This is a genomic window from Massilia sp. ST3 (genome assembly GCF_018119405.1).
GTDB lineage: Bacteria > Pseudomonadota > Gammaproteobacteria > Burkholderiales > Burkholderiaceae_D > Telluria.
On the sequence record NZ_JAGPWC010000005.1, the window covers coordinates 90,781 to 117,729 of the forward strand.

The window sequence follows — 26,949 nt, forward strand, 5'->3', positions numbered from 1 at the left end:
GATTCAGCCTCCCGATGTGGCATCCGGACCGCTTGCCGCTGTCTTCATCCGCGCACGCGTATCGTCGTCGAGCATCTGCCGAATCGCCGCGAACAGCGGCTGCGCCTGCGTATAACGCTGCCCATACCCCAGGTTGAACGCATAGTCGAAATCCGGCGGATTCTCGCCCTGGTTGTGCTGCAGGATCGTCTCCAGCTTGTCCATCGCCTTGACCGCCTGCGCTTCCGGCGTCGCCCCCGTCTCGTATTCCTCCCATAGCGCCAACATCTCCTGGCGCAGCGCGGGGTCGAGCGGGGCGGTGAGTTGGAGCAGGTCGTCCCGCTCCTGCGCGCTCTTGGCGGCATGGTCGACCTGGGCGATGGCCGGGATGTCGCCGTGGATGGCCTCTGCCAGGTCGTGGACCACGCACAGCTTCAGCACCTTCAGCATGTCCAGGCCCGCCAGGCCGTCCTCGAAGACGAGCGCCATCAGGCACAGGCGCCAGGTGTGTTCGGCGGTGCTCTCGGGACGCCCGGTAGATGTATGTCCGCTCCGCAGCGTGTGCTTCAGCGATTCCGCCGCGCGCAGGAAGGCGAGCCTGGCCCGGATCGTCTCCTCGTTCATGCGCCTGCCGGTTTCCAGTCCGAGAGGTCTTCGATCTCGCACATCTTCTTCCAGCTCGGGCGCTGGAAGACGCGCAGCGCCAGTTCATTCAGGCGGGGCCAGGTGGTGCCGGGGCGCGGCATGTTGCGCGCCCAGCGGATGTACATGGTCAGCTGCAGGTCGGCGCTGGAGAAGGTCTCGCCCAGCAGGTAGGGCCCATGCTCGGCCAGGTGGATGTCGATGCGCTCCAGGGTGGACTCGATCTGCCGGCGCAGGGCTTCGCGGGTGGCGTCCGTGTGCTCGGCCATGCCGAGGTCCTTGGGGTAGAACCAGAAGCGGTACAGCGTGCCCAGATGGGTGGAGAGGTGTACGCTCCACTTCATCCAGTCGGCGCGGGCGGGCGTGCCCGGCGCCGGCGCCAGGCCGGCTTCCGGATGGCGCTCGGCCAGCAGCATGACCATCGCCGCCGACTCCTGCATCACGACGCCGTCCACAACCATGGTCGGCACCACGCCGTTCGGATTGAGCTGCAGGTAAGCGCTGTCGTGCTGCTGGTCCTTGTCGATGTCGACCAGCTGCAGCTGGTGCGGCGCGCCGGTTTCCAGGAGCATCGCGTGGACCACCATGCTGGCGGCGCCCGGTGAGTAATGCAGTGTGTACATGCCGTCTCCCTGTCGCTTGTTGGAAGTGCAGAGCTTAGGGCATGTGCATGCCGCATGTCACGCATAATCGATGGCGCAACAGGAGGCTTCAGCGTCCGATGGTCTGGCGTTGGCGCAGCTTGCGCTGCAGTTGCATGATGCCGTAGACCAGGGCTTCCGCCGTGGGCGGGCAGCCGGGAATGTAGACATCGACCGGGATGATGCGGTCGCAACCGCGCACCACCGAATACGAGTAATGGTAATAGCCGCCGCCGTTCGCGCAGGAACCCATCGAGATCACATATTTCGGGTCCGGCATCTGGTCGTAGACCTTGCGCAGCGCGACCGCCATCTTGTTGGTCAGCGTGCCGGCGACGATCATCAGGTCCGCCTGGCGCGGGCTGGCGCGCGGGATGAGTCCGAAGCGGTCCATGTCGTAGCGGGCGGATGCCGCGTGCATCATCTCCACCGCGCAGCAGGCCAGGCCGAAGGACAGGTACCAGAGGCTGTTGCTGCGCGCATGGCCGACCAGGGTGTCGACGCTGGTCAGCAGATAGTGCTGGCCTTCGAGTGCCGTGTTTTCCAGTGTGCTTTCTTCCATTGCGCTCTCCTTGTGAACGCGTGGAAGAATACGGAGGCGCACGGGCCGCGTCTTGTACCGACGCGACATCGCCGCCCGCCGGGTGCATCCCGAATTATCCGGTGAAGGCCCGCAGTTCCTCGCTGTCCATCTGCCAGAATCCGTAACCGGCGCCGCTATCGAAACGGCGCCTGAGGAAGCTGGCCGGGGTGTCGCCGACGAACTGCCGGAAATCCCGGTTGAAATGCGGCTGGTCCACGTAGCCCGCATCGTGGGCCGCCGCCGCCAGGCTGGCCGCCCCCGGCTGGCTGCGCATCAGGAGCGCCAGCGCCATCGAAAGACGCGCCAGCCTGCGCACGTCGCGCAGCGGCAGGCCATGGTGCATCAGGAAGCGGCGCTCGAACTGGCGGGTGCTCACCTCCAGGCTCGCGGCGAGTTCCGCGGCCGGCCGCAATAGCCGCTCGGCGCCAAGGACTGGCAGGAAGGGAGGATCGCGGTCGGCCCGCGCGCGTGCGCGCAGCAGGAAGGACTCGAGCGCGGCGACCAGGTCGCGGCTGCGCCGCGCGCGGTGCAGCCGGTCGAGCAGGGGGAGTAATTCATCCGGCGCCAGCAGGCTGTCGAGCGGCACCGGATCGCGGCCAAGCAGGTTGACCGGTATGCCGAAGCAGTGCAGGAAGCCGGACGGCCGGAAGGTCGCGGAGATGAAGCAGGCGCCGGGTTCGGTCCTGAAGCGGCCCGGTTCGAGCACGGGGCCGGTCACGAAGGCCTGCGGGAGCCGCTCCTCGCGGCCGTCCTCGCGCAGCACCACGCTGCCGCCACGCAGGTAGACCACCAGCTGAGGGTCGGTGCGCGCCGGCAGGTGGACCTCGACCGAGGGGAACCCGCCGAGCATGATGTTGCGGACGAAGGGCGCCAGTTCCTGGCGCGGCAGGACGATGGTGCGCAACGATACGTCGTTCAGGGCTGGGTGGAGGAGCATGGCGGTCCGGTGCGCAAGGATGCGCATTTCCGCATATCCTAACAGGATGCGCAGGCGTGGCGTGCGGCGCGGCCAGTCCAGCGCGCCAGGCTCAGCGCAGCAGTTTCAGTCCCGGCGGCAGGGCCTCGCCCAGCATGCGCGATTCGACCGCCTGGTCCAGTTCGACCACCTCGCGCACCATGGCCGACCAGGTGGCGGGCGCGCCGCTGACAGCAAGCCTGCGCAGCACGTCCTCGCGCACGGGTTCGCCGATGTCGCGCGAGCGGTCGCCTGTTTTGCGCGCGATGTGTGCTGCCGCGAAGCCGGCCGGCTCCACCTTGCGCCAGTCGAGCTGCATCAGCCTGCCCAGCCATTGCTCGGCCACCTCCAGCGGCGCCACCTCGTGCGCGCTGGACTGGAAGGACTGGCGCGCGCCCACGCGGCCCAGCGCCCACAGGTAGCGGGCGTAGCGCGCGGTGGTTTTCGCGTCCAGCTTGGCGGCGGCCGGAATGGCCATGATCTGTTCCAGCAGCCATTCGCCGATCTCGGCCTTGTAGCTGGACGGGATGCGCTCGAGCGAGGCGCCCATGCGCAGCATGTCGTCCTCGCTGCCGTCCACCAGGGTGATGGGACGGCGGCCGCGTTCGGATTCGTCGGCCTGCAGGTTGAAGGCGAAGTCGTCGAGCAGGCGCAGCTGGGCCTCGGACTCCAGGCCGCCCGCCACGCGGCGCCACAGGGTCCACCATTCGGCGCGCACCTGGCTGTCCTTGTGGTATTGCACGCCGTTCTCGAACATGGCCCACAGCTGCTCCATGCGCCAGGCGTCGAGCGCGTGGCCGAAGCCGGGACGCAGGCAGTAGCCGGCCAGGTTCAGCCAGGCGCGTTCGTGCTCGGCCGAGCGGCGCCGGCCCTTGGCGCGCGCCATCAGGGCGTCAAACAGGCGGCGCAGCAGCGGCGTATCCCAGCGCTCGCGCGCGCCCAGCAGGTGTTCGAGGCTGGCGCGCAGCTGGCGCACTTCCTTGGCGTCGACCTGCCTGGAGCGGGTGCCGAACACGCGCTCGATCTTTTCAATTGCCGCATCCAGCTGTGGGGGCAGGGCTTCGGATTCCGGCGCCCTTCCTTCCTCGTCTTCGCTGTCGCGCAGCTGGAAGGCGAGTTGCCAGCGCTGGCCGCTGCCGTCCTCGGCGACGCAGTGCACGTCGAGCGAGCCGACCTCGCTCAGCGCCGTCACCAGCTGCACGGGAATCTCGGCGCGCGCCGCCGCGCCGGGAGCGGCGCGCAGCACGGTGGAGATCGCGGGCAGGCGCACCACGTCGGCGGGGCCCAGGTCGACCAGGTCGCCGGCCTGGGGCGGGGCCGCATCGGCCACGGTCGACAGCAGGTGGAAGCGCACCGGGCGGCCGACGCGCAAGCCAAAGCTGCGGCCCGCCAGCGGCACCTCGATGGCGGCCGGGGTCCCGCGCGGCAGCAGGCAGACCGCGCGCAGGGTCTCGCCGTTTGTCTCGCCATCGAGCAGCAGGTAGTAGCTGCGCGCCGCGCCGCTTTCGATGGCGGGCGCCAGGCCCTGGCGCGCCAGCGAATAGGCGACGCCGCCGCGCGCCACGGCCACGTCCGGATTTTCGTTGTGCAGCACGCGCAAGGGCGCGCCGCGCCACTGGCTGAGCGTGTCGACCAGGCGCTGGGCCAGGGCGGCGCCGCGGAACACGCCGCCGTTGAGGAGCAGGGTGTCGGGCACCGGCAGGCGGCCGTCGTCCAGCAGGCCCAGCGCTTCGCGCGCGGCCGGCGCGTGCTGGCGCAGGAAGCCGGCCAGGTGGCGCGTGATGGCCGCATCGCTGGCGTAGGGCAGGCCGAATTCGACGATGCCTGCGCGCGCGCGTTTTGCCGCTTCCTGGCTTGCGTTCAAGGGGAAGAAGCCGTCGAGGACGATACGTTCGATGTCGTCGCGGCGCAGGTCCGCCTTGCGGCTGCCGCCGATGAGGCGCGAGCCTGAACCCAGCAGGGTCACCGCCACCGATTCCGGCGCGTCGGGGGCCAGCAGCTGCTCCTTGGCGGCGCGGCAGCGTTCGGTGAGCTGGGCCAGGCGCGCGGCGGACAGGCGCCCCCTAGTGTTGCCAACTTCGTCGCCGCTTTGCTCCGCCATGCGGTGTTCGATGAGATGGGCGAGCGCCAGGTCCATGTTGTCGCCGCCCAGGATCAGGTGGTTGCCCACGCCGATGCGCGTCAGCTTCGGCTCGCCGTCCTGCAGTTCGACTTTCACGAGACTGAAGTCGGTGGTGCCGCCGCCGACGTCGGCCACCAGCACCAGGCGTGCGTCGCCCAGGTCGTCGAGCAGTGAAGCGCGGTGGCGGTAGAGCCAGTCGTACAGGGCCGCCTGCGGTTCCTCCAGCAGGCGCACCGTGGACAAGCCGGCCAGCTTCGCGGCCTCCAGGGTCAGCGCGCGGGCGCCTTCGTCGAAGGAAGCGGGGACGGTGAGGACGATCTGCTGTTTTTCCAGCGGCTGCCTGGGGAAGCGTGTGTTCCAGGCCGCGCGCAGGTGGGCGAGGTAGCTGGCGCTGGCCGTCACCGGCGACACCTTGGCGACGTCGCCGGTTGTGCTATCTGCGCCCCAGGGCAGGATGGGCGCCATGCGGTCGACGCCCGGATGCGAGAGCCAGCTCTTGGCGCTGGCCACCAGGCGTCCCGGCGTGGCGGCGCCGAGTACGCGCGCCAGTTTTCCGAGCGCCACGTGGGCGACGCCTGCGGGATCATTGTGCGCCCACGGCAGTTGCAGCTCGCCGGGCGCGAGTTCGCCTTCCGCCGGGTGATAGCGCATCGAGGGCAGCAGCGGCGCGCCGGCGACTTCGCCGGGCGCCACCAGTTGCTCGATCGGGAACAGTTCGATGTTCCCGGCCTTGCCGCTATAGGCCAGCACCGTGTTGGTGGTGCCGAGGTCGATGCCGACGAGGTAGGTCACGTGCCTTCGGCAGCGGTGCGGACGTCGAACTCCACCTTCCAGCGCTGGCCGTCACGCGAGACGGCGGCCAGCTCCAGGGTGCCGGTGTCGGTCGCCAGCGCATGCAGCTTGACCTGCACCACGTCGCCCGGCACACGGCCCTCGGCCGGCAAGGTCGCCTGGATCTCGTTCAGTTCCTGCAGCTCGTCCGGGCCCCAGAACTCCAGCACCTCGCCGATACGGTCCTGGCGGCGCGTGGTCGAGCCGAAGAAGCGGAAGTGCACCGGCTCGCCCACCACCAGGCCGAATTCCTGGCCCGGCAGTTCGAGTTCGCTGCCTTCTTCCATGCCGAAGGGCGCCACGCACAGGGCTTCGATCGGCGGCTCCATGCCGGGAATGGCCGGCATCGAGGATTCCACGCCGACGTAGTAGGAACGCGCCGTGCCGCCGCGGATGCGCACGCCGCCGCCACGCCGCGCGTAGCTGTAGTAGGCGGCGCCGCGGGCAACGGCCAGGTCGAGGTCCGCGCCTTCCAGCATGCGCGCGGGTTCCGCGCCTTCCATGTAGAGCCAGTCGTTGATGGTGTCCATCACGCGCTGGGCCAGGATGTTCGACTTGAACACGCCGCCGTTGAACAGCACCGCGCTCGGGTGCAGGAAGCTGTGTTCGGCGTTCACCTTGCCGCTGAAGCCTTCGAGTTCGGCGGTGGCGCCGGCCTGGCGCGCCAGGAAGGCGGCCAGGTGGCGGGTGATGGCCGCATCCTGCGCGTAGGGCAGGCCGATCTGCGTGAGGCCGGCGCGGGCGCGGGTGGCCGGACGCGCCGCGGCTTCCACGCGTGGGAAGAAGCCGTCGGTGATGAAGGCGGTGACTTCCTCGCGCGTGAGTTCGGTGCGGATCGAGCCGCCGATGAGTTTCGAGCCGCGACTCGGCACCACGATGGGCCAGGTGGTGGCGCTGGCGTCGGCCAGCAGGGCTTCCTTGGCGTTGCGGCAGCCGTAGGTAAGGGCGCGCATCTGCCAGGCGTCGAGCTGGGTGCCGTTGGCGGACAGCTTGCGCGCCACCAGGTGGGCCAGGGCCAGGTCCATGTTGTCGCCGCCCAGCAGGATATGGTCGCCCACGGCCACGCGGTGCGGTTCCAGCTTGCCATCGCGCTCGAGGATGGCGATCAGCGAAAAGTCGCTGGTGCCGCCGCCGACGTCGACCACCAGGATGATGTCGCCCGGCTGGACCTGTTTGCGCCAGCGGCCGCCGCTGCCCTGGATCCAGCTGTACAGGGCCGCCTGCGGCTCTTCCAGCAAAGTGGGCGCGAAGCCGGCGTGGCGCGCCGCCTCGGCGGTCAGTTCACGCGCGGCCGGGTCGAAGGAGGCCGGGATGGTGACGGTGACCGATTGCTGCTCGAAAGGCGCTTCCGGGTGCGCGGCGTTCCAGGCCTGGCGCAGGTGGGACAGGTAGCGCGTGGAGGCTTCGAGCGGCGAGACGCGCGTGACTTCTTCCGGCGCGTCGTGCGGCAGGATGGCGGCGCGGCGGTCGACGCCGGGGTGGCACAGCCAGCTCTTGGCCGAGGACACCAGGCGGATCGGCGTGGTGGCGCCGCGGCTGCGCGCCATCTCCCCCGCGATCGCGGTCTCGCCAGCCGTGCTCCAGGGCAGGGCCAGCTCGCCCGGCGCCAGTTCGTCCGGGTGCGGCAGGTAGAGGAAGGAAGGCAGCAGCGGCAGCGCTTCGACCGTGCCCGGCGCGGTCAGCTGGGGAACGGGCAGCACGCCGTCCGCGGTCTTCTCGCCGTCGCTGGCCTGCAGGTCGACATAGGACAGGGCGCTGTGGGTGGTGCCCAGGTCGATGCCGATGGCGTAGCGTGCGTTCTGCTGGTCGCTCACAGCTCCACCTCCGCCGGGGCCAGCACGCGCGCGTCGTGCTTCTCGGCCAGTTGCGGCAGGGTGACCTTGCTGGCGCGCCAGCCGCGGTGGCTCAGGGTGCCCTTGAACGGAGCCTGGCCGACCACGTTGCCGGTCAGACGCACGCTGGCGGCGTCGAAGCCTTCTTCCAGCGTGATGCGGGCGCCCTCAAGCTCGCTGCGCACCGGTTCAATGGTGAAATGCTCGCGCAGCACGCGCGCACAGCCTTCGTGCACCACGCGGGCGGCGGCGCCGATGTCGGCGTCGGAATAAGATGTCAGGTTTTCCTGGGCGAAGTCGATCAGGCGGGCTTCGCGCTGGAACAGGCTCAGCAGTTGCAGGGCGGAGTCCGGCGTCGGGGCGCGCAGCGGCGTGGGAGCAGGGGCGGGAGCCGGGGCCGGAGCCACGGGGGCGACGGGCGCCGCGGCCACCGGGCCGACAGCGTCATCGCGCACGCGCGCGGCGAATTCGGCATCGCCGAGGGACTTGAAGAAGGCGCCGAAAGCGATCGACAGCCTGCTCCAGAAGGAGGGCAAATTGGTCGGTGTGGTCATTTCTTGCTTTTGGTAAGGTGGTGTTGCACCGCCGAAGGCTGTCAGGCGGCGTCGGGATCGGAATCCGGAAAACGCGCCATCATACCAGTTAGCGCGCCTCCTACGCGCCACCCCATCGCTCAGCCGGCGGTACGGGCGCCACCCAGCAAGGCCGCGGCGTAGGCGGTGAAATCGTCCAGTCCGCGCTTGATGATCGTCACCAGGGCGGGCAGGGGCGCTTCCTGGTAATCCCACTCGGCGCGGCAGAATTCGCCGGTGCGCTTGAGGTCTTCGGCCAGGGTGGCGTCGATCCAGCCGTGGTCGGCCAGCAGGGCGATGACTTCGCGCTCGTCCTGCGGCAGGCCGAGCCTGGCGTTGCCGATCACGTAGTCGCCCATCTCGATGGCCGCCTCCCAGGCGCGGATCACGTTGAGCGTGGCCGCGTCCTGGCGCGTGAGGTCCCCGGTGAAGGTGGCCGGGTCCTTGTCGTACTCTTCGCGGGCGCGGCGGCAGCAGCGTTCGATGGTGCCGGCCTTGCTGACCAGAATGTCGTCGTCCATGCTAGCTCCCTTTATGGTGTCAGATCAGGAAGAACAGCGCCGCCACGCACGTGGGCGGCAGCGCGCCCAGGAACAGGCCTACCGCCCCGATCGAGCCGTGGGCGAAGCCCTGGCGCACCAGGGCCGCGCCGGCCGGGTTGGGCGCGTTGGCGATCACGGTCAGGCCGCCGCCGCAGACAGCGCCCGCCACCAGCATGTACTTGGCGTGGTCGGACAGGCCGGTGATCAGGGAACCCAGGTAGGTCAAGGCTGCATTGTCCGTGATTGCCGTCAGGCCCAGCGCACCGAAGAAGATCGCGGTCGGGCCCAGGCTGGAAACCAGGGGCTGGAGCCACCACTGCTGCATGCCGCCCAGCACCACCAGGCCGGCCAGGAAAAATCCCACCAGCAGGCCTTCCTTCAGTATCAGCGGATCCTGGTGGCGATGGTAGGCCTTGGTGAAGCCCAGGAAGAACAGGAACAGGCCGATGAACAGCACCGGGTGGTGGGCAAACAGGACCACCAGCGCCAGGAAGGCGATGTGGATCAGCGACACCGCCAGCGGCGCCGTCTCCTGGCCGGCGGCCGCGCGCGGGGCCAGGTGGTGGCGCAGCAGCAGGGTGGCGACGGTGGCGTTGATGGCGACCGCCAGCGCGGTACGCCAGCCGAAGTGGGTGAGCATGAAGGCGCTGTCCCAGCCCCAGGCGCCGGCCACCATCAGCACCGGCGGCGCGGCGTAGGAGGTGAGGGTGCCGCCGATCGACACGTTCACGAACAGCACGCCGAGCGCGGCGTACTTGCCCCATTCCGGCATGCCGTCGCGGAACACGATGGGCGCCAGGGTCAGGGCGGCCAGGGTCATGGCCGCCGGCTCGGTGATCAGGGAGCCGGCCAGCGGCACCAGGGCCAGGCCGAGCCAGCACAGCGCCACCTCGGCGCGCACCGGCGCCAGCCGCGCCAGCAGGCCGAGCAGGCTGCGCACCGCATCCAGCACCGGGCGCGAGGCGGCGATCACCATCACCACGAACACGAACAGCGGTTCGGTGTACTGGCGCGACTCGACATAGTCGATGGCCGCCGCGCCGCCGCCCATCAGGGCCATGGCGAGGATCAGGATGAAGGCCCAGAAGCCGAACACCACCTCGACCTCGCCCAGCAGGTGGAACAGGCCTGCATGGCGCGGATAGCGGTGGGCCAGGGTCTCGAAGGCCTTGGCGGAAAAGGTGTGGACCAGGGCCAGGGCGAACAGGACGGCGCCGACGATGTCGACGGGATTCAAGGGCGGCTCCCAATCGGGCGGGCAGGTGTGTTCATTGGCGGAACATAAATTGACGAGCCCGCATTATTCCATCTTTCGGCTTGCGGATGGGATGACACATCTTTAAGTTTTATCAATACCGCATACTCAACTGGTATGTTCAAAATGAATATACCTTGCCAAATTCCGGCTCAGATAGTACTGTATATTTATACAGTATTTCTGCGAATGCAACTATGCTATCAACCCAATCCCATGCTGTACGCGCTACACCGGAGACCCTGCATCCTTCGCTGTGGCTCGCTTCGCAGCTGGCGCATGCCGACACGCGCTGCATCGACACCGGGCATGCGGCCCTGTCGTCCCAGCTGCCCGGCGGAGGCTGGCCCACCGGCACCATGACCGATCTCATGCTGCAACAGCCCGGCATCGGCGAAATGCGCCTGCTGCGTCCCGCGCTGGCGCACTGCGCCGAGCGCCGCATCGTCCTGCTGCAGCCGCCCCATCCGCCCCAAGCCCTGGCGCTGGCCGCGCTCGGCCTCGATCCCGCCCACCTGCTCTGGCTGCGCAGCAGCCGCAGCGCCGACGCATTGTGGGCGGCCGAACAGGTGCTGCGCAGCGGCAGTTGCGGGGCGCTGCTGTTCTGGGCCAACCACGTGCGCAGCGACAGCCTGCGCCGCCTGCATTTGGCGGCGCAAGCCGGCGAAACCCTGTTCTTCATGTTGCGGCCGCTGGCTGCGGCGCAGGACGCCTCGCCCGCGCCGCTGCGCCTCGCGCTGCGGCCGGCGGCGGGCGGCCTGCACATCGACTTTCTCAAGCGCCGGGGACCGCAGCGCGACGCGCCGCTGTTCCTTCCTTTGACTCCACCACTTCTGCAACGCCATGCGTCTCTGGATCGGCCTGTATTTACCCCAGTTACCGCTCGAGGTCTTCAGCCCGAACTGGTCCAGTGACCCCGGCAGTGTGGTGCTGGAGCAGGAGCGCGTGCTGGCGATGTCGCCCGCCGCGCGCGCTGCCGGCGTCCAGCACGGCATGCGCCGCGGCGGCGTGCTGATGCTGATGCCCGAGGCGCGCCTGCACGAGCGCAACCCCGCGCGCGAGGCCGAGGCCCTGCAGGCGGTGGCGATGGCCATGCTGCAGTACACGCCGCAGGTGGCCGAGGCCGAGGAAGCCACCTTGCTGCTGGATATCGGCGCCAGCCTGCGCCTGTTCGGCGGCATCCGGCGGCTGTGCGCGCGGGTGCGCGAGAACCTGCGCGCGCTGGGCTTCTCGGCCTGCATCAGCTGCGCGCCCACGGCGCGCGGTGCCTGGCTGCTGGCGCGCCGCAACGCCGGGCGCGCCGTGCGCATGGATTCGCTCACGCGCCGCCTCGACCGCCTGCCGGTGGCGCTGCTGCCGCCCGCGCGGCCCTTCGCAAGCTGGTTCGAGGGCATCGGCTGCCAACGCCTGGACGAGCTGCGCCGCCTGCCGCGTCCCGGCCTGCAGCGCCGCTGCGGGCGCGCGCTGCTCGACCTGGTCGATGCGGCCTACGGCATGAACCCCGAGCTGTTCGAGTGGATCGCGCCGCCCGAGCGCTTCCACGCGAAGCTGGAGCTGTTCGACCGCATCGACCAGGCCGACCTGCTGCTGGCCGGCGCCCACCACCTGGTCCTGCAGCTCACCGGCTGGCTGTGCGCGCGCCAGCTGGCGGTGGAGCGCATCCGCCTGCTGCTGGAGCACGAGCGCGGGCGGGTAGCGCGTCCGCCGACGGTGCTCGAGATCGCGCTGGCCGAGCCCACCTGGCGCGACGAGCACCTGGTACGCCTGCTCAAGGAACGCCTGGGCAAGCTGGAGCTGGAAGCGCCGGTGATCGGCCTGGGCCTCGAAGCCCAGCAGATGCGGGCCATGGCGCCGCCCACTGAATCGCTGTTCCCCGAGCCCGGCGGCACCGAGGAAGACCGGCTGCGCATGATCGAGCTGCTGGTGGCGCGCCTGGGCGCGGACAACGTGCTGCAGGCGGTGCCGCTGGCCGACTACCGGCCCGAGGTCGCCAATGTCTGGGTGCCGGTGGAAGAGCGGGTGAGTCCGCAAGCGCGCGCAGCCCGCATGCCGCCCGACGTCCAAAGCCTGCCGCGTCCCGCCTGGCTGCTGGCCAAGCCGATCGCGCTCCTGGTCCGCAACCACCGTCCCTTCTATGGCTCGCCGCTCAAGGTGGCGTCCACCCCGGAGCGCATCGAAGCCGGCTGGTGGAGCGAAACGCAAACACGCGACTACTTCATCGCCGAGGGGCAGGACCACACGCTGTACTGGATCTACCGCGAACGCATCGTCGGCTCCGGCGAAGACGCCTGCCCGCGCTGGTACTTGCATGGCTTGTTCGGATAAGGCCCCAGCGTATGAATCATCCAACGAAACGCGCCTACACGTCACTGTTCGATGACCGCCGGTCCCGTAGGGTGGACGGGTCTCCCGTCCACGCGTTCAACCAGCGCATGCACAATCGAACCAGCTAACCCGAAGCCGTAGGGTTGGCGGCTCCGCCGCCGACGCGTTCAACGAACCACAAAGTCTCGTAGGGTGGACGGATCTCCCGTCCACGCGTTCAACCACCGCATGCACAATCGAACCAGCTAACGCGAAGCCGTAGGGTTGGCGGCTCCGCCGCCAACACGTTCAACCGGCGCTTGCCACGTCGCTCTCCGCATCGGACCATTACCGTTCATTGAACGCGTCGGCGGCATAGCCGCCAACCCTACGCCAGATCATCAGACGGGGCATGGAAACCGATAACGATCACCGGTGGATCGCAATCCGGCTGCGCCCCCGGTCCGTCCCGCGAGCCACACCGGCATTCACTCCGCCGCCGTCACCTTGGTCAGCTGCAAGGTCCTCCTCGCCACATACCCCAGCGATTCATATAGCGCAATCGCCCCCGCGTTATCCGGATACACATGCAGGAAGGGCAGGTCCCCCCGGTCCACGATGCGCCGCATCTTTTCCACCAGCAAGACCCGCGCATACGCCTTGCCACGGTGCTCGGGATGCACGCACACCGCGCTCACTTCCACCATGCCCTCCGGCCGCATGCGCTCGCCCGTCATCGCCGCCAGCATGCCGCCGTCGCGAATGCCGAGAAACTCCCCCAGCTCATGCGTGCGGACCCCGAACGGCCCCGGATTGGTCAGCCCCGTCAGGCTGCGCATCTCGGCCGCATCGTCCTCGCCCAGCAGCAAGGTCGCCGCGCCCGCATGCCCGGCATCGCGCGTGGCGACCATCTGCAGTACCGGACCGAGCCGCGTTGCCTCGAGCCCATCCGCTCCCACGACCGGGTCGGGCGTGACCAGCATGACTGATTCGCCCGGCGCGAGCAGGGCGGTGAGCGCGACCCAGGCCGCCTGGCTGTCGTCACGCAGGGCAGCGAAGGGACCGATCTCGCGCGGGTAGCGCAAGGCAAGGGGACCGCCCAGGGCAAAGTGGCGGTGGCCGCCGTTGAGGCTGGACCAGACCGGCCTATCGAGCGCCGCGTGGCGGTCCGAAGAGAGTGTGAATGTGTGCATGCCGTGATGGTGGTTGGTCGTGCGTTGCAAGCAGGCGCGCCGCAGCGGACAACACGGCGGCCGTCCCGCTCATCATACCGTGCCTGCGGCCGGCACGCATCCCTCCGCCAGCGCCGACACTATGCTATCGTTCGGTCAAAAAACGGCGCCATGCATGCGCCGCTGCGCACACCTGAAAGGAGACTACCCATGGCTGGCGCAACCGTCCATTTCCCAGGCGCCGATGGCCAGATGCTGGCCGCCCGGCTCGACCTGCCCGACGGCCCCGTGCGGGCCTACGCCCTGTTCGCCCATTGCTTCAGCTGCAGCAAGGATGTGCTCGCGGCCAGCCGCACCGCGCACGGCCTGTCGCGCCACGGCATTGCCGTGCTGCGCTTCGATTTCACCGGCCTGGGCGCCAGCGAAGGCGAATTCGCCAACACCAACTTTTCATCGAACATCGCCGACCTGGTCGCGGCCGCCGATTTCCTGCGCGCCGAGTATGCAGCCCCGCAACTGCTCGTCGGCCACAGCCTGGGCGGCGCGGCGGTACTGGCCGCCGCCGCAGCCGTGCCGGAAACGCGCGCCGTCGCCACCATCGCCGCGCCCAGCGATCCCCACCATGTCACCGGCCTGTTCGGCGAGCATCTCGACGCCATTGTCGAACACGGCGAGGCGCGGGTGCGGCTGGCCGGCCGCGAATTCACGGTGCGCCGCCAGTTCCTCGAGGACGTCGCCGAGCACCGCCTGGCCGACAAGGTCCGCGCCCTGCGCCTGCCGCTGCTGCTCATGCATGCGCCGCTGGACGGCACGGTCGACATCTCGAACGCCATGCGGATCTTCGAGTGCGCCGTGCATCCGAAGAGCTTCGTCTCGCTCGACAGCGCCGACCACCTCCTGACCCGGCGCGAGGACGCGCAGTATGCCGCCGCCGTCATCGCGGCATGGAGCGCGCGCTACCTGGACCTGCCGGAGCACGCGGCATGAGCGCCACCATGGAAACGCGGCTGCGCTACCGCCAGGCGGCGCTGGACGACATTCCGGTGTTGTCGGTGCTACGCCTGTCCGTGAACGAGAACCGCCTGTCCTCGCCCGACAAGGTCACCCTGGCCATGTACCACGACTATTTGACCACCCTGGGGCAGGGCTGGCTGTGCGAGGAGGACGGCGAGATCCTCGGCTTTTCGGTGGCCGATGTGCGCGACGGTTCGATCTGGGCCTTGTTCGTGCGCCCGGACAGCGAAGGCCGCGGCATCGGCCGCACCTTGCTCGGCATGGCCTGCGACTGGCTGTTCGCCCAGGGGCATCCGAAGGTCTCGCTGAGTACCGGGATCGGTACGCGGGCCGACCGCTTCTATGCGGCGCATGGCTGGCAGCGTGAATTGCAGCCGGGGGATCGGGAGGTTAGCTATTCACTGGCGGCCCGGTAGGACTCAGGATCCAGGGCTGTCTGACTGGCCTATTGCCGCTAGCGCAAATTATTACCGCTAACCGCAAAACCGTCGCCCCGGCGCAGGCCGGGGCCCAAGTTCAGCATCTCGATAGCGCATGCAAACTTGGATTCCGGCCTTCGCCGGAATGACGTGCATAAGCTACCTGAAGAGATTACTTCAACGTTGCGCCTGCAGAGTTACTTCCCCACCTGCCGCCAGTGCCGATCAATGCCCCCCGACCCCGCCGCGCTCAGCAGCTTGCGAAACGTCGGACATTCCATATGACTCGGCGCGGGGCAGGACACCGCATGCCGCAGTCCCTTGCTCATCGCCTTCAAGCGCCGCACCAGCGCATCGATCTCGTCGGCCCTGGCCGCCAGCACGGCGCGGTCGATTTGCGGTCCGTTCGGCGTGAACATGCCCCGGATATCGTCCAGCGACAGCCCGGCCGCCTGGCCTAGCGAAATCAGGGCCAGCTGGTCCAGCACATCCTTGCCGAACGTGCGGCGCAAGCCCTGGCGCCCGGTCGAGGCGATCAATCCCTTTTTCTCGTAGTAGCGCAGCGTCGACGCCGCCATGCCGCTGCGCTTCGCGACTTCCGCAATATCCATGCACGACCCCTTGACTTGAAGTTGACTTCAACTTCTATAGTGATCCACATAGACACGCAGGTCAATCGTGAAAGGAAACACCATGGAAGCGCTCGCACTCATCCTCAAGGTCGTGCTCATCGGCCTCGGGGCCACCGCCGTGATGGACGCCTGGCTCGTCATCTTGAAACGCATGGGCGTCAAAACCCTGGACTTCGCCCTGGTCGGGCGCTGGGTCGGCCACCTGGCCCACGGACAGCTGGCGCATGCCGCCATCGCCAAGGCGCCGCCCGTCGCGGGAGAGCGGTCGCTGGGCTGGGCCATGCACTACGTCACCGGCGTCGGCTTCGCCGGCCTGCTGGTGGCGCTGGCGGGCGCGGACTGGCTGGACCGCCCGACTCTGTTGCCGGCGCTGGCGGTCGGCATGGCCACCGTCGCCGCGCCGCTGTTCCTGATGCAGCCGGCCATGGGCGCGGGATTCGCCGCCTCGAAGACACCCACGCCGCTCAAGAACTGCCTGCGCAGCCTGGCCAACCACACCGTGTTCGGTCTCGGCCTCTACCTTGCCGCCCTGTGCCTGCATCTGCTGGCGCACTAGGGCATCCACGATCCCATCACCGGAGGAAGCACATGAAACGACTCGCAGTCATCTACCACAGCGGCCATGGCCACACCGCCCATATCGCCGGCCACATCGCCGAGGGCGCCGGCAGCACGGAAAGCGTGCGCGTCGACCTGCTGCTGGCCCAGGAGCTGGCGCAGGAAGCCCAGCGCTTGTGCGATTACGACGGCATCATCCTCGGCTCGCCCACCTACCTGGGCGGCGTGTCGGCGCCGTTCAAGGGCTTCATGGACGCCACCGGCCCGCTGTGGCGCACCCAGAAGCTCAAGGGAAAACTGGCGGCCGGCTTCACCGTGTCCTCGCTGCCGGCGGGCGACAAGCAATCGACCCTGCTGTCGATGTTCACCTTCTGCATGCAGCACGGGATGCTCTGGCTCGGCAACCCCATCCTGCCCGAGCAGCATGCGGGCGTGCCCTACGACGAGGCGGCCAACCGGCTCGGTTCCTGGTCGGGCCTGATGGCCCAGGCCGGGCATGCCTCTCCGGCGGACGCCTTCCCGCCGGGCGACATCAAGACCGCCCGCCTGTTCGGCCGCCAGTTTGCGGCGACCCTGCAGCGCCTGGCAGGCGAACGGCCATGATCCCGAAAAAGTACGCGCCCCAGCTGTTCGCCTTCATCCTGTCTGGCCAGATGTCGCTGGTGATCTCGGGCGTGGCGACCTGGCGCGCCCTTGGCTGGACGCCGGACTTCGGCAGCCAGTGGCTGGGCGCCTGGCTCACCGCCTGGGCGATCGCCTTCCCGACCGTGCTGCTCTTGTCCGCACCGGCGCGGATCGCGGTGCGCATCCTGACCAGCGAGCGCTAAGGTCTACATGACTGAATCTGCGCCGCAGTTGGTTTATTCGTAGGGTGGACGGGTTCCCCGTCCACCCTACAGGTCACACGGACAATGATCATGCAGGCCCTAGTCCGGGGCCAGCAGCTGCTCGAGGCGGCGCGGGTAGTGGTTGAGGAAGTCGCGCGTCACCGCGTAGTGCTCGGTGTCCTCGTAGGCGACTTCGGTGATACCGGCGGCGTCGAAGGACAGGATCTTCGCGTTCGGGTAGCCCAGCAGGATCGGCGAATGCGTCGCGATGATGAATTGTCCGTGTCCGGCCCCCGTTTCGCGCCTCCGAGGAGATGGGCGGCGATATCACGCAGGGTGCATCAGGCCGGAGTATCCAGCATGTCGCCCAGCGGCAGCGCGGCACGCCGCAGCCACCCACGCACGATACGGAATTCCCAGGCCCGCTGCGCGCGCGCGTCGGCAGGGAGCGCATCGTCCTGCCACAAGACCTTCACGAGGCCCTGCAGCTGCAGGATGTCGCCGCGTTCGAAGTCGACCAGCAGCAGGGAGGCGCGCGGCTCCCGAAGCAGATTGCCGAGGGTGTTGAAATAGCGGTTGCCGGCGTAGTCGGGCACGGTGAGCACCTTGCCGTCCAGGCGCAGGAAACCCGCCTCGCCGCCGCGGTGGGACATGTCGAGGCCACCTGCATCGCCGCCGGAAGTGGCGACGAACATCGTCTCGCAGGCGGCGATCAATGCGACGGCATCCGGGGACAGCTCCGTGCCGAAAGATTCGACCGGATCTGTCCGGCGCGCCCTTGGCGCGAGCTGGCGCACGCGGATGTACTTCGGGCAGTTGCCGAAGGATTGGTCGACGTCGACCACCACGCTCCCGCCGTCAGCATGCGCGATCCGGCCGTTGGCGCGGTTGCGCCGCCGCGTGGCCAGGTCGATCCCGAGCATGCCGACCGGCGCTCCGGCCGACAAACAAGGACCCGCTGGATCGTCCTGACCGGGCGAGGCGGCGATGCGCAGCTGTCCCGGATCGGGCGAGGACACGAAGCCCGGCTCCCCGTGCAGCAGCGTGGCCAGCGGCCATCCGCTCTCGTCCGCCACGGCGACGCACAGGAAGGGCAGCAGGGGAAAGAACTGCCGGTGCTGCTCCGGCATCCGGCTGCGGATCGGTGCGCCCGCCGGCCCGCCGCCCGCAAGCCGCTGGGCCATCAGTTCACCGGCGTGGAAGGGTTCTGGAATGCGGTGGTCGTCCATGTTCAGTGCTCCGGCATCGCCACGAAACCCGGCAGGGCTTGCACCCGCGTGATCCAGGCGCGCACCTGCGGATAAGGCTCGAGCGCGATGCCGCCTTCCGGCGCATGCGCAACGTAGGCGTAGCAGGCCAGGTCCGCCAGGGTCGGATGTTCTCCAGCCAGGAAGGCCCTCTGTTTGAGACTGGCTTCCATGAAGCCCAGGGCCAGGCTCGCCAGCCGCTGCATGAGTTCCGGCGGCATGCCGGTATCGCCGAAGCGTGCCGACACCCTGGCCTTGGCCGGCCCGTAGGCGATCTCGCCCGCCGCCAGCGACAGCCAGCGCTGCACCCGCGCCGCGCCGGCCGGGTCCTCGGGCAGCCAGGCGCTGCCCGGCGCATGGCGCTTGGCCAGGTAAACCAGGATCGCATTGCTGTCGGACAGTACCAGCTCGCCGTCCTGCAGGACCGGGATCTGGCCGAGCGGATTCAGGTCCAGGAACTCGGCGGTCTTGCGGACCGGGGCCGGCGCATCGATGCGGCGGTAGGGCAGCCCCAGCAGGTTCAGGAACAGTTCCACGCGGTGGGTATGGCCGGACAGCGCGGTGCCGTACAGGATCAGGGAAGAGGTCATGGCTGGAATGGATAAGGTTGGCGGACCTTCATCCTAGCGGCCGGACCCAGTTCCAGGAATAGCGCATAATCGCAATTCATTCTGCCGATTTTCGCAATAATCGAATATTCAACGCCCATGGACCGTTTGGACGAACTCCAGGTTTTCCTCGCCATCCTCGACACCGGCAGCATGGCCGCGGCCGCGCACAAACTGCGCCGCTCGCCGTCGGCCGTCACCCGCAGCCTCGCCACGCTCGAGCAGCGCGTCGGCATGCGCCTGTTCGAGCGCAGCACGCGCAGGTTGTCGGCGACGAGCGAAGGGCAGCGCCTCGCCACCCATGCGCGCCGCCTGCTGGCCGACTACGACACCGCGGTGTGCGAGAACGAGGCGGCGCCGCCCCAGGGCCTGCTGCGCGTCACGGCGCCGATGGTGTTCGGGCGCAGGCACATGACGTCCGTCGTCACGAAGTTCCTGATGCGCCATCCGGACATGCAGGTCGATTTGTCCCTGTCGGACCGCAACGTCGACCTGATCGACAATGGCATCGACCTGGCGCTCAGGATAGGAAGGCTGGAGAATTCCGGCCTGGTGGCGCGCCGCCTGGGCGCGGTGAAGCGGATCACGGTCGCCAGTCCCGCCTACCTGCAAGGCCGGGGCACGCCCGCCACGCCGGAAGACCTGGCCGGGCACGAACTGATCCTCGGCACCGCGGTGCGCGGCCTGGCCGAATGGCGTTACAGGAAAGGGGAGCGCGAGCACATCGTCCGCTTCACGCCGCGCCTGCAGGTGAACGACCTCGACGGCGTGCTGAATGTGGCGCGCGAAGGCTTCGGCATCGCGCGTGTGCTGTCCTACCAGGCCGCGCCCGACCTCGAGGCCGCGCGCCTGGTGCGCTTGCTGGATGGCTACGAACCGGAGCCGATCCCGGTCCACCTGGTGTTCCCCAGCGCGCGGCAGATGGCGCCGCGCGTGCGCGCCTTCGTCGATTTCGCGGTGGAGGAATTCGCGCAGCTGCCGCTGATCCGCCAGGCGCCGTCGTCCTGAGTGCACCGCCAAAACAAAGCGGCGGTCCGCAGACCGCCGCTGAAGGCTTGCTTCGATGCCGCCAGGCTTACTTGGCGGCCGGCTTTCGGCGCGCCAGGCGCAGGGCCGCCAGGCCCAGGCCCGCGAGCATCAGCGAACCCGGTTCCGGCACCTCGTTCTGCTGGCCGACCGGGGTGACGCGGAAGATCGTGTCCCAGCCCGCCGGGGAACCGAACTGGTAGGCGGTGCCGCCCGCATAGCTGTCGTCGCTGGTGTAGATGCCCCAGAACGGGCTGTCGCCCGGCACGCGCAGCACGGCGGTGTAGCTCTGGCCGACGGTCAGTGCGACTGCGGAAAAGTCGATGTCGTAGAAGCCGTCGTAGTTCGACGCCAGCGAGAAGGTCTCGGTGGCCAGCACCGCGCCGCCGACGCCCGCGCCGGCGACCAGGCTGATCTCCAGCGGGTCGTTGGCGAACCAGGTGTTCAGGGGCAGGTAGCGGAAGGCGAACTTGATCGCGGCGTCTTCGGCCACGAAGGACTGGCCGAGGGGCTCGAAGTGGTTCACCTGGTTGAAGTCGGTAACCTTCGAGGTTTCGATCACGCCGGCTTGCGCCGACAGGGATGCTGCCAGGCCGGCGATCGCCAGCATCGTGCGGAGTGCTTTCATGAATATCCCTTATGAAATTATTATTGACCAGCGCACATAAGCATGATGCGTGCCAGAAATAATTTTTAACAGGAATTCAACGACTTAGTCTTCCGACAACGCCGAGCGGGCTGCCGGCTGTAAAAACGGCCGACAGCCAAGAGCGTGTTACTTCAAGGGCTTGAACAGCTCTTCCAGCCGGTCCCGGGTGCCCGGGATGCGTTCCAGGCGCGGGTAGCGCAGGCCGTCACGATAGTCGAGCGCGATGGTGCGCAGGTTGTTCCCCTTTTTCACCAGCAGTTCGAGCGGCGCCTTGCCGTCCTTGGCCGCCTTGACCGCCGCCTTCAGCACCTCGCCCTTGTAGGCCTTGTTGTTGACCGCGACGATGGTGGTGTTGGCTGCCAGGCCGGCGCGGAAACCCACGCCGTCCCAGATCACACCGGTGACGCTGCCGTCCTGGCGCACCGAGAAGCCCAGCGAGTAGCTCAGGTCCGTGAGCTTGTTGCGCTCGTCCGCGTTCTTGACGGCGTCGGTCGGGGTGTCGGTGTAGACCAGCTTCCAGCCGGCGCGCGCCAGGCCGTCGAGCGGGGCGCCGGGGCCGTGGCCTTCCAGGCGCGTGCGCAGGAAGGGCGCCCAGTCGAATTTCTGGACCTTGTTCAGGGCCGCGACCACGTCCTCGAAAGTGTAGTGCAGCGCATCGACGCGGCCGTTCTCGACGCCGAAGAAAGCGCGCGCGAAGTCGTTCAGCGAGCGCTTGTCGCCCGACAGTTCACGGATCTTGGTGTCGACGTCGAGCCAGATCAGCATGCCCTCGACGTAGTAATCCTCGCTGCGCTGCCAGTTGCCCCAGCCGATCGGGCGGCGGCCGTTGATGATCGGGTCGTTGACCGTGTCCTGCACCGCGCGCCAGCTGCGGCCTTGCGTGTTGTCGTAGCGGGCCGCGCTGGCCGCTAGCGACTCGCGCGCGTGGGCCAGCGAGATCAGGCCGGAGCGGGCCGCCAGCACGTTGCCCCAGAACTGGGTCTGGCCTTCGTAGACCCACAGCAGGCTGTTCTGTAGCGGGGTGTTGAAGTTGGGGACGTCCTGGCCGGCCGGGCGGCGGAACTTGCCGTTCCACGAGTGCACGAATTCGTGCGGCAGCAGTTCGCGTCCGCCTTCGTTCTTGCTCCACTCGGTGAAGTAGCCCAGCTTGACGCCGTTCTCGCTCGACTGGTGGTGCTCGCGGCCGATGCCGCCGAATTCGTCCGAGATCGCGAACAGGAAGTCGTAGTGCTTGTAGTGGTGCGAGCCGAACAGCTTCAGTGCCTGCTCCACCATCGCACGGTGCAGGGCGATCTGCTCCGGCTTGGCTTCCAGGCTTTCCGGATTGTCGGCGACCACGTTCAGCATCACCGGCGCTTTCGCGCCCGGCGCCAGATCGATGCGCTTGAAGTAGCGGCCGGCGAAGATCGGCGAATCGACCAGGGTGTCGAGGTCGTGCGGCTTGAAGCGCACTTCGTCGCCGCGTTTTTCCTGCACCTCCAGCGCGCTGGCGTGCTGCCAGCCGGTGGGGAAGGCGACGGTCGGCTGCACCGTGATGCGGCGCGCGTGGTAGCCGGCCGGGTAGAGCAGCACCGATTGCCACTGCACGCCGAGGATGTCGTCGGTCATGGTGATGCGGCCCTGGCTGGTGTCCAGCGGCGACAGGAACTGGTATTCGGCGTCCAGGGTCGCGGCGCCTTCCGGCACCGTGACATGGAAGGCGTAGACATTGACCGGATCGCGCGTCCACTCGAGCGCCTTGCCGCCGGCGCTGAACTTCAGGCCCGCGAGCTGGGTCAGCGGAATGTTCGGACCATGGTTGCCCGGCGCCCACTGCGGATAGAGCAGGGTGAGGGGGCCCGGCCGCACCGGGATCGCCATGCGCATGCGGAAGATTTGCTGCGCCAGGTTGGTCGCGTCGACGTGGACGGCGATGGTGCCGGGATAGGGCTGGTCGCCCACGGCCGGAACGGCGGCGTGGGCCGACAGGGCGAGAGAAAGGGCGAAGGCCAGGACGCCGGCCGGACGGGCGGCGCGCGCGAGCAGGGTGCGGGTTGCGGTCATGGATGAAAGCAGGGAAAGAGGCAAACGGCCGAGTGTAGCACCGCTCATCGAGGACAAATTCCATGGATACACACTGCAAATAAAATTTGCAAAATCGTCTTAAAAACCGTATTTCGCATACCTTGAAAATGCAATGACGTGGTATTAGATTGGCTTCAACGGATGCTCAATGAGGTCCGTCAACTTATCGCTTAACTTGAAAAGGATATGACATCATGCGTACTTTTGACCTGACTCCGCTCTACCGTTCCGCCATCGGTTTCGATCGCCTGGCCAACCTGCTCGAGCAGCGTGGCGAGCCGAGCTACCCGCCGTACAACATCGAGCTGGTGAGCGAAGACCAATACCGCATCGTGATGGCCCTCGCCGGTTTCAACCGCGACGAGATCGAGATCGTGACCGAGCGTGACAGCCTGCATGTCACCGGCCGCAAGCAGAAGGACGAGGTGCAGCGCACCTTCCTGCACCGCGGCATCGCGGCGCGCGATTTCGAACAGCGCTTCCAGCTGGCCAACCACGTGAAGGTCACCACCGCGTCCTTCGACAACGGCATGCTCACCATCGAACTGGTGCGCGAAGTGCCGGAAGCCCTCAAGCCGCGCAAGATCGCGATTGCGGATGCGCTGGGCAACACCGGCAACGTGCAGGCGCTGGAGCAACGCGACGCCGCCTGAGCGGCAATGGTAGTGCAGTAGTAAGTTGAAAGAAGGGCGCTCGCGGTTGGGGCGCCCTTTTGCACATCTGTATGGATGAGAGTATGGATGAGTAAGCCCATCCTTTAAGCCATGTCTAAGCCGGACTTTTGCCAACTTAAGCATGTCCTAAGGCTCTTGCGGGAAACTACTTCCATCGATCATCAACACACATCGACAATTTTCATCGGGAGCACATACATGTCCAACGAGAGTTCCGTCACTGCTATCACTGCCAAACGCCTGACGCTGGCCCTGTGTGCCGCGGGCGCCATCGGCGGAGCGGTCGGTGCCATTGCAGTCAACCACAACAACGTTGCAGCGGAAACCGCGCCTGCCGCCGCCCCGGCTCCCGCGCCGGCGGTCGCGCCCGCACCCGCTGCAGCCGCCGCCGCTCCCGCGGCGACGGTGACGCTTCCTGATTTCACGCGCATCGCTGCGCAGAACGGCAAGGCGGTGGTCAATATCCGCGTCGCCGGCACCAACCGCGCCAACCGTGGCGGCAACGGCATGCCGCGTCTCGACCCGAGCCATCCCTTCTATGAATTTTTCCGGCAGTTCCAGGACCCCCGCTACGGCAACGGCGGCGGCGGTCGTGAAGCGCCTGTCGTTTTCGGCGCCGGATCGGGCTTCATTGTCAGCCCGGACGGCGTCATCCTGACCAACGCCCACGTCGTGCAAGGCGCCGACGAAGTCACCGTCAAGCTGCAGGACCGCCGCGAATACCGCGCCAAGGTCCTGGGCTCGGACCCCAAGACCGACGTGGCCGTGCTGAAGATCGACGCCAAGGGCCTGCCAGTGGCGCCGATCGGCAAATCGCGTTCGCTGCTGGTGGGCGAGTGGGTGCTGGCCATCGGTTCGCCGTATGGCCTGGAAAGCACCGTCACCGCCGGCGTGGTGAGCGCCACCGGCCGTTCGCTGCCTGACGGCGCCGTGCCCTTCATCCAGACCGACGTCGCGGTCAACCCCGGCAACTCGGGCGGCCCGCTGTTCAACACCCGCGGCGAAGTGGTCGGCATCAACTCGCAGATCTACAGCCAGACCGGCGGTTACCAGGGCCTGTCGTTCTCGATCCCGATCGACGTCGCGGTGCGCATCAAGGACCAGATCGTCGCCACCGGCAAGGTGCAGCACGCCAAGCTGGGCGTGACCGTGCAGGAAGTCGGCCAGGACTTCGCCGACTCCTTCCGCCTCGAGTCGCCGGAAGGCGCCCTGATCTCGAGCGTCGAGCGCGGCGGCCCGGCCGACCGCGCCGGCCTGAAGTCGGGCGACGTGGTCCGCCGCGTGAACGGCCAGGCCATCGTGTCCTCGGGCGACCTGCCGGGCATCATGGCCCTGGCCAAGCCGGGCGAGCGCGTGAGCCTCGACGTCTGGCGCGACGGCAAGCTGGTGCGCGTCGACGCCACCCTGGGCGACGCCTCCGAGAAGGGCAAGCGCGCGCCGGAAGAACTGGCGCAGCAAGAGCCGGACAACAGCGCCAAGCTGGGCCTGGCCCTGCGCCCGCTCGAACCGGTCGAGCGCCGCCAGAGCGGCATTCCGGCCGGCCTGGTGATCGAGGATGCGTCGGGCGCCGCCCTGGCCGCCGGCATCCAGCCGGGCGACGTGCTCATTTCAGTCAACGGGCGCCCGGTGCAGTCGGTCGCCCAGGTCCGCGACGTGGTGGCGAAAGCCAGCAAGTCGGTGGCCTTGCTGGTTCAGCGCGGGAGTGACAGAATCTTCATTCCAGTGCGGATCGGTTAAGGAAGCGTAGCGTCCTCGACCTGCTGGTTTCAAGAACGGGGAATTCATGCGGCTATTGCTGGTGGAAGACGATACGATGATCGGCGAAGTAGTGCTCGACCTGCTAAGGGCCGAGCACTACGCCGTCGATTGGGTCAAGGACGGCGAGATGGCCGACACGGCCCTGATGCAGAACCAGAATTATGATTTGGTCCTGCTCGATCTTGGGCTGCCGCGCAAGGACGGGCTGGACGTCCTGCGCTCCATGCGCGCCCGCAAGGACCGCACCCCGGTGCTGGTCGCCACCGCGCGCGACTCGGTGGCCCAGCGCATCGCCGGCCTCGACGCCGGCGCCGACGACTACGTCCTCAAACCCTACGATCTCGACGAACTGCTGGCGCGCATCCGAGCGCTGCTGCGGCGCGCCGCCGGCCGCGCCGAACCCGTCTTCGAATACAAGAACATCTCGGTCAACCCCGCCACCCGCGAGGTGCTGGTGGACGGCAATCCGGTGTCGCTCTCGGCACGCGAATGGGCGGTGCTGGAAGCCCTGGTCTCGCGTCCCGGCGCCGTGCTCTCGCGTGCCCAGCTCGAGGAAAAGCTGTACAGCTGGCGCGACGAGGTCTCCAGCAACGCGGTCGAGGTCTATATCCACGGCCTGCGCAAGAAGCTGGGCAGCGACTTGATCCAGAACGTGCGCGGCGTGGGCTACATGGTCCCGAAGGCATGAAGGTCACGCACTCGCTACGCGGCCGTTTGCTGTGGTTCCTGCTGGCGGCGATCACCATCGCGGCGCTGGCCCAGGCTTCGATCGCCTACCGCACGGCCCTGCACGACGCCGACCAGATCTTCGACTACCACATGCAGCAGATGGCGCTCTCGCTGCGCTCCGGCACGCCGCTCTCGAACACCGAGGTGCAGGAACGCATGGAGGCCAACAGCGAAGGCGGCACTGGCAACGACGACATGGTGGTGCAGATGTGGTCCCCCGACGGGGTGCAGATGTTCCACAGCGTCTCGCGGGCGCGCCTGCCGCAGCGCGCGGTGCTGGGCTTTTCCAACGTGAAGGCCAACGGCACCGTCTACCGCGTGTTCTCGATCCAGACCGCGAACCAGACCGTGCAGGTGGCCCAGGACCTGGCCGTGCGCCGCAACATGGCGGGCAATCTGGCCCTGCGCACCCTGGGTCCGATCGCGGTGATGATGCCGATCCTGATGCTGGTGGTGTGGTGGGTGGTGAGCGGCTCGCTGGAGCCGGTGGCGCGGGTGCGCTCGCAGGTGGCTTCGCGCCAGGCGGACGATCTGTCGCCGGTCTCCGAGGCCGGCCTGCCGGACGAAGTGCGCCCTCTGGTGCAGGAACTGAACCTGCTGTTCGGCCGCGTGAAGACCGCCTTCGACGCCCAGCAGAATTTCGTGGCCGACGCCGCGCACGAGCTGCGCACGCCGCTGGCCGCGCTGCGCCTGCAGGCGCAAAGCCTGGACCGCGCCGACAATGCGGACGCCCGCAAGCTGGCGGTGGCGCGCCTGACCGCCGGCATCGACCGCGCCACCCGCCTGGTCGAACAGCTGCTGGTGCTGGCGCGCCAGGAAGCCACGGCCGCCGGCGGCGCCGCCTGCCGTCCGGTCGACCTGGCGGACCTGGCGCGGCGCACCGTGGCCGACCTGGCCGGCGTGGCGGCGGCAAAAGGCGTGGACGTGGGCGTGCAGCAGGCCGACCCGGCCAGCGTGGAAGGCCAGCCGGATGCGCTCCAGATCCTGCTGCGCAACCTGGTGGACAACGCGATCAAGTACACGCCCGCGGGCGGCACCGCCGACATCTCGGTAGTGATGGAGGGCGGGGCGGCGAAAGTGACGGTAGAGGACAGCGGACCGGGCATCCCCGAGGAAGAACGCGAGCGCGTGTTCGACCGTTTCTACCGCGTGGCGGGCAGCGAGGCGGCCGGCAGCGGGCTGGGACTGGCGATCATCAAGGCGATCGCGGAGCGGCATGGGGCGACGCTGACGCTTGGGCAGTCGGCGCGGCTGGGGGGGCTGGCGGCGACCGTGGTATTCGGTCCGAAGGCGCTTGAGAAAGTCTGACAAGAC

The 26,949-nt window shown here is 68.2% G+C and carries 27 protein-coding genes and 1 pseudogene; 12 read left to right on the top strand and 16 right to left on the bottom strand.

The genetic code is table 11. The annotated features are described in order from the left end of the window. Nucleotides 1-3: 3 nt before the first annotated feature. The 9 genes from KBW98_RS02970 to KBW98_RS03010 all read right to left on the bottom strand — a co-directional run bounded on the left by KBW98_RS02970 (nucleotide 4) and on the right by KBW98_RS03010 (nucleotide 9,936). Complete coding sequence (locus KBW98_RS02970) at nucleotides 4-603, bottom strand: HD domain-containing protein (protein WP_211518600.1); 600 nt, start codon at nucleotides 601-603, stop codon at nucleotides 4-6. Then, the gene (locus tag KBW98_RS02975) at nucleotides 600-1,244 is read right to left on the bottom strand and encodes a glutathione S-transferase family protein (protein WP_211518601.1); all 645 of its coding nucleotides are present in this window, start codon (nucleotides 1,242-1,244) and stop codon (nucleotides 600-602) included. The genes KBW98_RS02970 and KBW98_RS02975 overlap by 4 nt, the downstream gene beginning before the upstream one ends. Nucleotides 1,245-1,332: 88 nt before the next feature. Next, nucleotides 1,333-1,824, bottom strand: a complete 492-nt coding sequence (locus KBW98_RS02980) for an NADH-quinone oxidoreductase subunit B family protein (RefSeq protein ID WP_211518602.1) — start codon at nucleotides 1,822-1,824, stop codon at nucleotides 1,333-1,335. A 94-nt stretch (nucleotides 1,825-1,918) separates the two neighbouring features. Continuing rightward, complete coding sequence (locus KBW98_RS02985) at nucleotides 1,919-2,782, bottom strand: AraC family transcriptional regulator (RefSeq protein ID WP_211518603.1); 864 nt, start codon at nucleotides 2,780-2,782, stop codon at nucleotides 1,919-1,921. 91 nt (nucleotides 2,783-2,873) lie between these two features. Then, nucleotides 2,874-5,714: an Hsp70 family protein gene (locus KBW98_RS02990; protein WP_211518604.1), complete on the bottom strand. Its 2,841-nt coding sequence runs from the start codon at nucleotides 5,712-5,714 to the stop codon at nucleotides 2,874-2,876. Continuing rightward, nucleotides 5,711-7,567, bottom strand: a complete 1,857-nt coding sequence (locus tag KBW98_RS02995) for an Hsp70 family protein (RefSeq protein ID WP_211518605.1) — start codon at nucleotides 7,565-7,567, stop codon at nucleotides 5,711-5,713. The genes KBW98_RS02990 and KBW98_RS02995 overlap by 4 nt, the downstream gene beginning before the upstream one ends. Next, nucleotides 7,564-8,139, bottom strand: coding sequence for a DUF2760 domain-containing protein (locus KBW98_RS03000; RefSeq protein WP_211518606.1), 576 nt, complete (start codon nucleotides 8,137-8,139; stop codon nucleotides 7,564-7,566). The genes KBW98_RS02995 and KBW98_RS03000 overlap by 4 nt, the downstream gene beginning before the upstream one ends. A gap of 119 nt (nucleotides 8,140-8,258) precedes the next feature. Next, entirely contained in the window at nucleotides 8,259-8,678 is a 420-nt protein-coding gene (locus tag KBW98_RS03005) for a DUF86 domain-containing protein (protein ID WP_211518607.1), read from the bottom strand. 19 nt (nucleotides 8,679-8,697) lie between these two features. After that, nucleotides 8,698-9,936, bottom strand: a complete 1,239-nt coding sequence (locus KBW98_RS03010; RefSeq protein WP_211518608.1) for a putative Na+/H+ antiporter — start codon at nucleotides 9,934-9,936, stop codon at nucleotides 8,698-8,700. Between the two features lie 215 nt (nucleotides 9,937-10,151). On the opposite strand from KBW98_RS03010, the gene imuA reads away from it, so the two are divergent. Together imuA and KBW98_RS03020 are read left to right on the top strand one after the other, a co-directional pair. Then, complete coding sequence (gene imuA, locus KBW98_RS03015) at nucleotides 10,152-10,868, top strand: translesion DNA synthesis-associated protein ImuA (RefSeq protein ID WP_211518609.1); 717 nt, start codon at nucleotides 10,152-10,154, stop codon at nucleotides 10,866-10,868. Beyond that, the gene (locus KBW98_RS03020; RefSeq protein ID WP_211518610.1) at nucleotides 10,798-12,279 is read left to right on the top strand and encodes a DNA polymerase Y family protein; all 1,482 of its coding nucleotides are present in this window, start codon (nucleotides 10,798-10,800) and stop codon (nucleotides 12,277-12,279) included. Before imuA ends, KBW98_RS03020 begins: the two co-directional genes overlap by 71 nt. A gap of 467 nt (nucleotides 12,280-12,746) precedes the next feature. Here the strand turns inward: KBW98_RS03020 and KBW98_RS03025 are convergent, their stop codons facing one another. Then, nucleotides 12,747-13,451 (bottom strand): GNAT family N-acetyltransferase, encoded by a 705-nt coding sequence (locus KBW98_RS03025; protein ID WP_211518611.1) that lies wholly within the window; start codon nucleotides 13,449-13,451, stop codon nucleotides 12,747-12,749. Between the two features lie 189 nt (nucleotides 13,452-13,640). Between KBW98_RS03025 and KBW98_RS03030 the strand changes: the two genes are divergently transcribed. Beyond that, nucleotides 13,641-14,417 carry a S9 family peptidase gene (locus KBW98_RS03030; RefSeq protein ID WP_229428946.1) on the top strand — a complete coding sequence of 259 codons (777 nt, stop codon included), beginning with the start codon at nucleotides 13,641-13,643 and terminating at the stop codon, nucleotides 14,415-14,417. Further along, nucleotides 14,414-14,860 carry a GNAT family N-acetyltransferase gene (locus KBW98_RS03035; RefSeq protein WP_211518612.1) on the top strand — a complete coding sequence of 149 codons (447 nt, stop codon included), beginning with the start codon at nucleotides 14,414-14,416 and terminating at the stop codon, nucleotides 14,858-14,860. Before KBW98_RS03030 ends, KBW98_RS03035 begins: the two co-directional genes overlap by 4 nt. A 200-nt stretch (nucleotides 14,861-15,060) precedes the next feature. Here the strand turns inward: KBW98_RS03035 and KBW98_RS03040 are convergent, their stop codons facing one another. Continuing rightward, entirely contained in the window at nucleotides 15,061-15,474 is a 414-nt protein-coding gene (locus KBW98_RS03040) for a helix-turn-helix domain-containing protein (RefSeq protein WP_211518613.1), read from the bottom strand. Between the two features lie 82 nt (nucleotides 15,475-15,556). Here KBW98_RS03040 and KBW98_RS03045 point away from each other — a divergent pair, with 82 nt between their 5' ends. Genes KBW98_RS03045 through KBW98_RS03055 form a run of 3 tightly spaced genes read left to right on the top strand, consistent with a single transcriptional unit; the run spans nucleotide 15,557 to nucleotide 16,880 of the window. Continuing rightward, nucleotides 15,557-16,051, top strand: coding sequence for a DUF2938 domain-containing protein (locus tag KBW98_RS03045; RefSeq protein ID WP_211518614.1), 495 nt, complete (start codon nucleotides 15,557-15,559; stop codon nucleotides 16,049-16,051). A 32-nt stretch (nucleotides 16,052-16,083) separates the two neighbouring features. Beyond that, nucleotides 16,084-16,656 (top strand): flavodoxin family protein, encoded by a 573-nt coding sequence (locus tag KBW98_RS03050; RefSeq protein ID WP_211518615.1) that lies wholly within the window; start codon nucleotides 16,084-16,086, stop codon nucleotides 16,654-16,656. Further along, nucleotides 16,653-16,880, top strand: coding sequence for a DUF2798 domain-containing protein (locus KBW98_RS03055; protein WP_211518616.1), 228 nt, complete (start codon nucleotides 16,653-16,655; stop codon nucleotides 16,878-16,880). Before KBW98_RS03050 ends, KBW98_RS03055 begins: the two co-directional genes overlap by 4 nt. Nucleotides 16,881-16,979: 99 nt before the next feature. Here the strand turns inward: KBW98_RS03055 and KBW98_RS23845 are convergent. The 3 genes and pseudogenes from KBW98_RS23845 to KBW98_RS03065 form a co-directional block, all read right to left on the bottom strand. Then, nucleotides 16,980-17,159 (bottom strand): annotated as a pseudogene (locus tag KBW98_RS23845) (AAA family ATPase); the annotation flags it as partial. Nucleotides 17,160-17,221: 62 nt separating this feature from the next. Then, a complete protein-coding gene (locus KBW98_RS03060) occupies nucleotides 17,222-18,109 on the bottom strand; it encodes a pyridoxamine 5'-phosphate oxidase family protein (RefSeq protein WP_211518617.1) in 888 nt (295 codons plus the stop codon). A 2-nt stretch (nucleotides 18,110-18,111) separates the two neighbouring features. Beyond that, nucleotides 18,112-18,717, bottom strand: coding sequence for a glutathione S-transferase family protein (locus tag KBW98_RS03065; protein ID WP_211518618.1), 606 nt, complete (start codon nucleotides 18,715-18,717; stop codon nucleotides 18,112-18,114). Between the two features lie 117 nt (nucleotides 18,718-18,834). Here KBW98_RS03065 and KBW98_RS03070 point away from each other — a divergent pair, with 117 nt between their 5' ends. Then, nucleotides 18,835-19,743 (top strand): LysR family transcriptional regulator, encoded by a 909-nt coding sequence (locus KBW98_RS03070; protein WP_211518619.1) that lies wholly within the window; start codon nucleotides 18,835-18,837, stop codon nucleotides 19,741-19,743. A gap of 67 nt (nucleotides 19,744-19,810) precedes the next feature. On the opposite strand, the gene KBW98_RS03075 is transcribed toward KBW98_RS03070, so the two are convergent. Together KBW98_RS03075 and KBW98_RS03080 are read right to left on the bottom strand one after the other, a co-directional pair. Beyond that, a complete protein-coding gene (locus tag KBW98_RS03075; RefSeq protein ID WP_211518620.1) occupies nucleotides 19,811-20,389 on the bottom strand; it encodes a PEP-CTERM sorting domain-containing protein in 579 nt (192 codons plus the stop codon). Between the two features lie 147 nt (nucleotides 20,390-20,536). Next, nucleotides 20,537-22,453: a M61 family metallopeptidase gene (locus KBW98_RS03080; RefSeq protein WP_211518621.1), complete on the bottom strand. Its 1,917-nt coding sequence runs from the start codon at nucleotides 22,451-22,453 to the stop codon at nucleotides 20,537-20,539. A gap of 215 nt (nucleotides 22,454-22,668) precedes the next feature. Between KBW98_RS03080 and KBW98_RS03085 the strand changes: the two genes are divergently transcribed. The 4 genes from KBW98_RS03085 to KBW98_RS03100 all read left to right on the top strand — a co-directional run bounded on the left by KBW98_RS03085 (nucleotide 22,669) and on the right by KBW98_RS03100 (nucleotide 26,943). Beyond that, a complete protein-coding gene (locus KBW98_RS03085; protein WP_211518622.1) occupies nucleotides 22,669-23,127 on the top strand; it encodes an Hsp20 family protein in 459 nt (152 codons plus the stop codon). Between the two features lie 219 nt (nucleotides 23,128-23,346). Continuing rightward, nucleotides 23,347-24,885, top strand: a complete 1,539-nt coding sequence (locus tag KBW98_RS03090) for a Do family serine endopeptidase (RefSeq protein ID WP_211518623.1) — start codon at nucleotides 23,347-23,349, stop codon at nucleotides 24,883-24,885. 46 nt (nucleotides 24,886-24,931) lie between these two features. Continuing rightward, nucleotides 24,932-25,594, top strand: coding sequence for a response regulator transcription factor (locus KBW98_RS03095; RefSeq protein ID WP_211518624.1), 663 nt, complete (start codon nucleotides 24,932-24,934; stop codon nucleotides 25,592-25,594). After that, nucleotides 25,591-26,943 carry an ATP-binding protein gene (locus KBW98_RS03100; protein WP_211518625.1) on the top strand — a complete coding sequence of 451 codons (1,353 nt, stop codon included), beginning with the start codon at nucleotides 25,591-25,593 and terminating at the stop codon, nucleotides 26,941-26,943. The genes KBW98_RS03095 and KBW98_RS03100 overlap by 4 nt, the downstream gene beginning before the upstream one ends. The last annotated feature ends 6 nt before the right edge of the window (nucleotides 26,944-26,949 follow it).

Coding starts and splice junctions, on each gene's coding strand:
- KBW98_RS02970 (WP_211518600.1), bottom strand. CDS start 603: ATGAACGAGGAGACGATCCGGGCCAGGCTCGCCTTCCTGCGCGCGGCG.
- KBW98_RS02975 (WP_211518601.1), bottom strand. CDS start 1,244: ATGTACACACTGCATTACTCACCGGGCGCCGCCAGCATGGTGGTCCAC.
- KBW98_RS02980 (WP_211518602.1), bottom strand. CDS start 1,824: ATGGAAGAAAGCACACTGGAAAACACGGCACTCGAAGGCCAGCACTAT.
- KBW98_RS02985 (WP_211518603.1), bottom strand. CDS start 2,782: ATGCTCCTCCACCCAGCCCTGAACGACGTATCGTTGCGCACCATCGTC.
- KBW98_RS03000 (WP_211518606.1), bottom strand. CDS start 8,139: ATGACCACACCGACCAATTTGCCCTCCTTCTGGAGCAGGCTGTCGATC.
- KBW98_RS03005 (WP_211518607.1), bottom strand. CDS start 8,678: ATGGACGACGACATTCTGGTCAGCAAGGCCGGCACCATCGAACGCTGC.
- imuA (WP_211518609.1), top strand. CDS start 10,152: ATGCTATCAACCCAATCCCATGCTGTACGCGCTACACCGGAGACCCTG.
- KBW98_RS03020 (WP_211518610.1), top strand. CDS start 10,798: ATGCGTCTCTGGATCGGCCTGTATTTACCCCAGTTACCGCTCGAGGTC.
- KBW98_RS03025 (WP_211518611.1), bottom strand. CDS start 13,451: ATGCACACATTCACACTCTCTTCGGACCGCCACGCGGCGCTCGATAGG.
- KBW98_RS03030 (WP_229428946.1), top strand. CDS start 13,641: ATGGCTGGCGCAACCGTCCATTTCCCAGGCGCCGATGGCCAGATGCTG.
- KBW98_RS03035 (WP_211518612.1), top strand. CDS start 14,414: ATGAGCGCCACCATGGAAACGCGGCTGCGCTACCGCCAGGCGGCGCTG.
- KBW98_RS03040 (WP_211518613.1), bottom strand. CDS start 15,474: ATGGATATTGCGGAAGTCGCGAAGCGCAGCGGCATGGCGGCGTCGACG.
- KBW98_RS03045 (WP_211518614.1), top strand. CDS start 15,557: ATGGAAGCGCTCGCACTCATCCTCAAGGTCGTGCTCATCGGCCTCGGG.
- KBW98_RS03050 (WP_211518615.1), top strand. CDS start 16,084: ATGAAACGACTCGCAGTCATCTACCACAGCGGCCATGGCCACACCGCC.
- KBW98_RS03055 (WP_211518616.1), top strand. CDS start 16,653: ATGATCCCGAAAAAGTACGCGCCCCAGCTGTTCGCCTTCATCCTGTCT.
- KBW98_RS03060 (WP_211518617.1), bottom strand. CDS start 18,109: ATGGACGACCACCGCATTCCAGAACCCTTCCACGCCGGTGAACTGATG.
- KBW98_RS03065 (WP_211518618.1), bottom strand. CDS start 18,717: ATGACCTCTTCCCTGATCCTGTACGGCACCGCGCTGTCCGGCCATACC.
- KBW98_RS03070 (WP_211518619.1), top strand. CDS start 18,835: ATGGACCGTTTGGACGAACTCCAGGTTTTCCTCGCCATCCTCGACACC.
- KBW98_RS03075 (WP_211518620.1), bottom strand. CDS start 20,389: ATGAAAGCACTCCGCACGATGCTGGCGATCGCCGGCCTGGCAGCATCC.
- KBW98_RS03080 (WP_211518621.1), bottom strand. CDS start 22,453: ATGACCGCAACCCGCACCCTGCTCGCGCGCGCCGCCCGTCCGGCCGGC.
- KBW98_RS03085 (WP_211518622.1), top strand. CDS start 22,669: ATGCGTACTTTTGACCTGACTCCGCTCTACCGTTCCGCCATCGGTTTC.
- KBW98_RS03090 (WP_211518623.1), top strand. CDS start 23,347: ATGTCCAACGAGAGTTCCGTCACTGCTATCACTGCCAAACGCCTGACG.
- KBW98_RS03095 (WP_211518624.1), top strand. CDS start 24,932: ATGCGGCTATTGCTGGTGGAAGACGATACGATGATCGGCGAAGTAGTG.
- KBW98_RS03100 (WP_211518625.1), top strand. CDS start 25,591: ATGAAGGTCACGCACTCGCTACGCGGCCGTTTGCTGTGGTTCCTGCTG.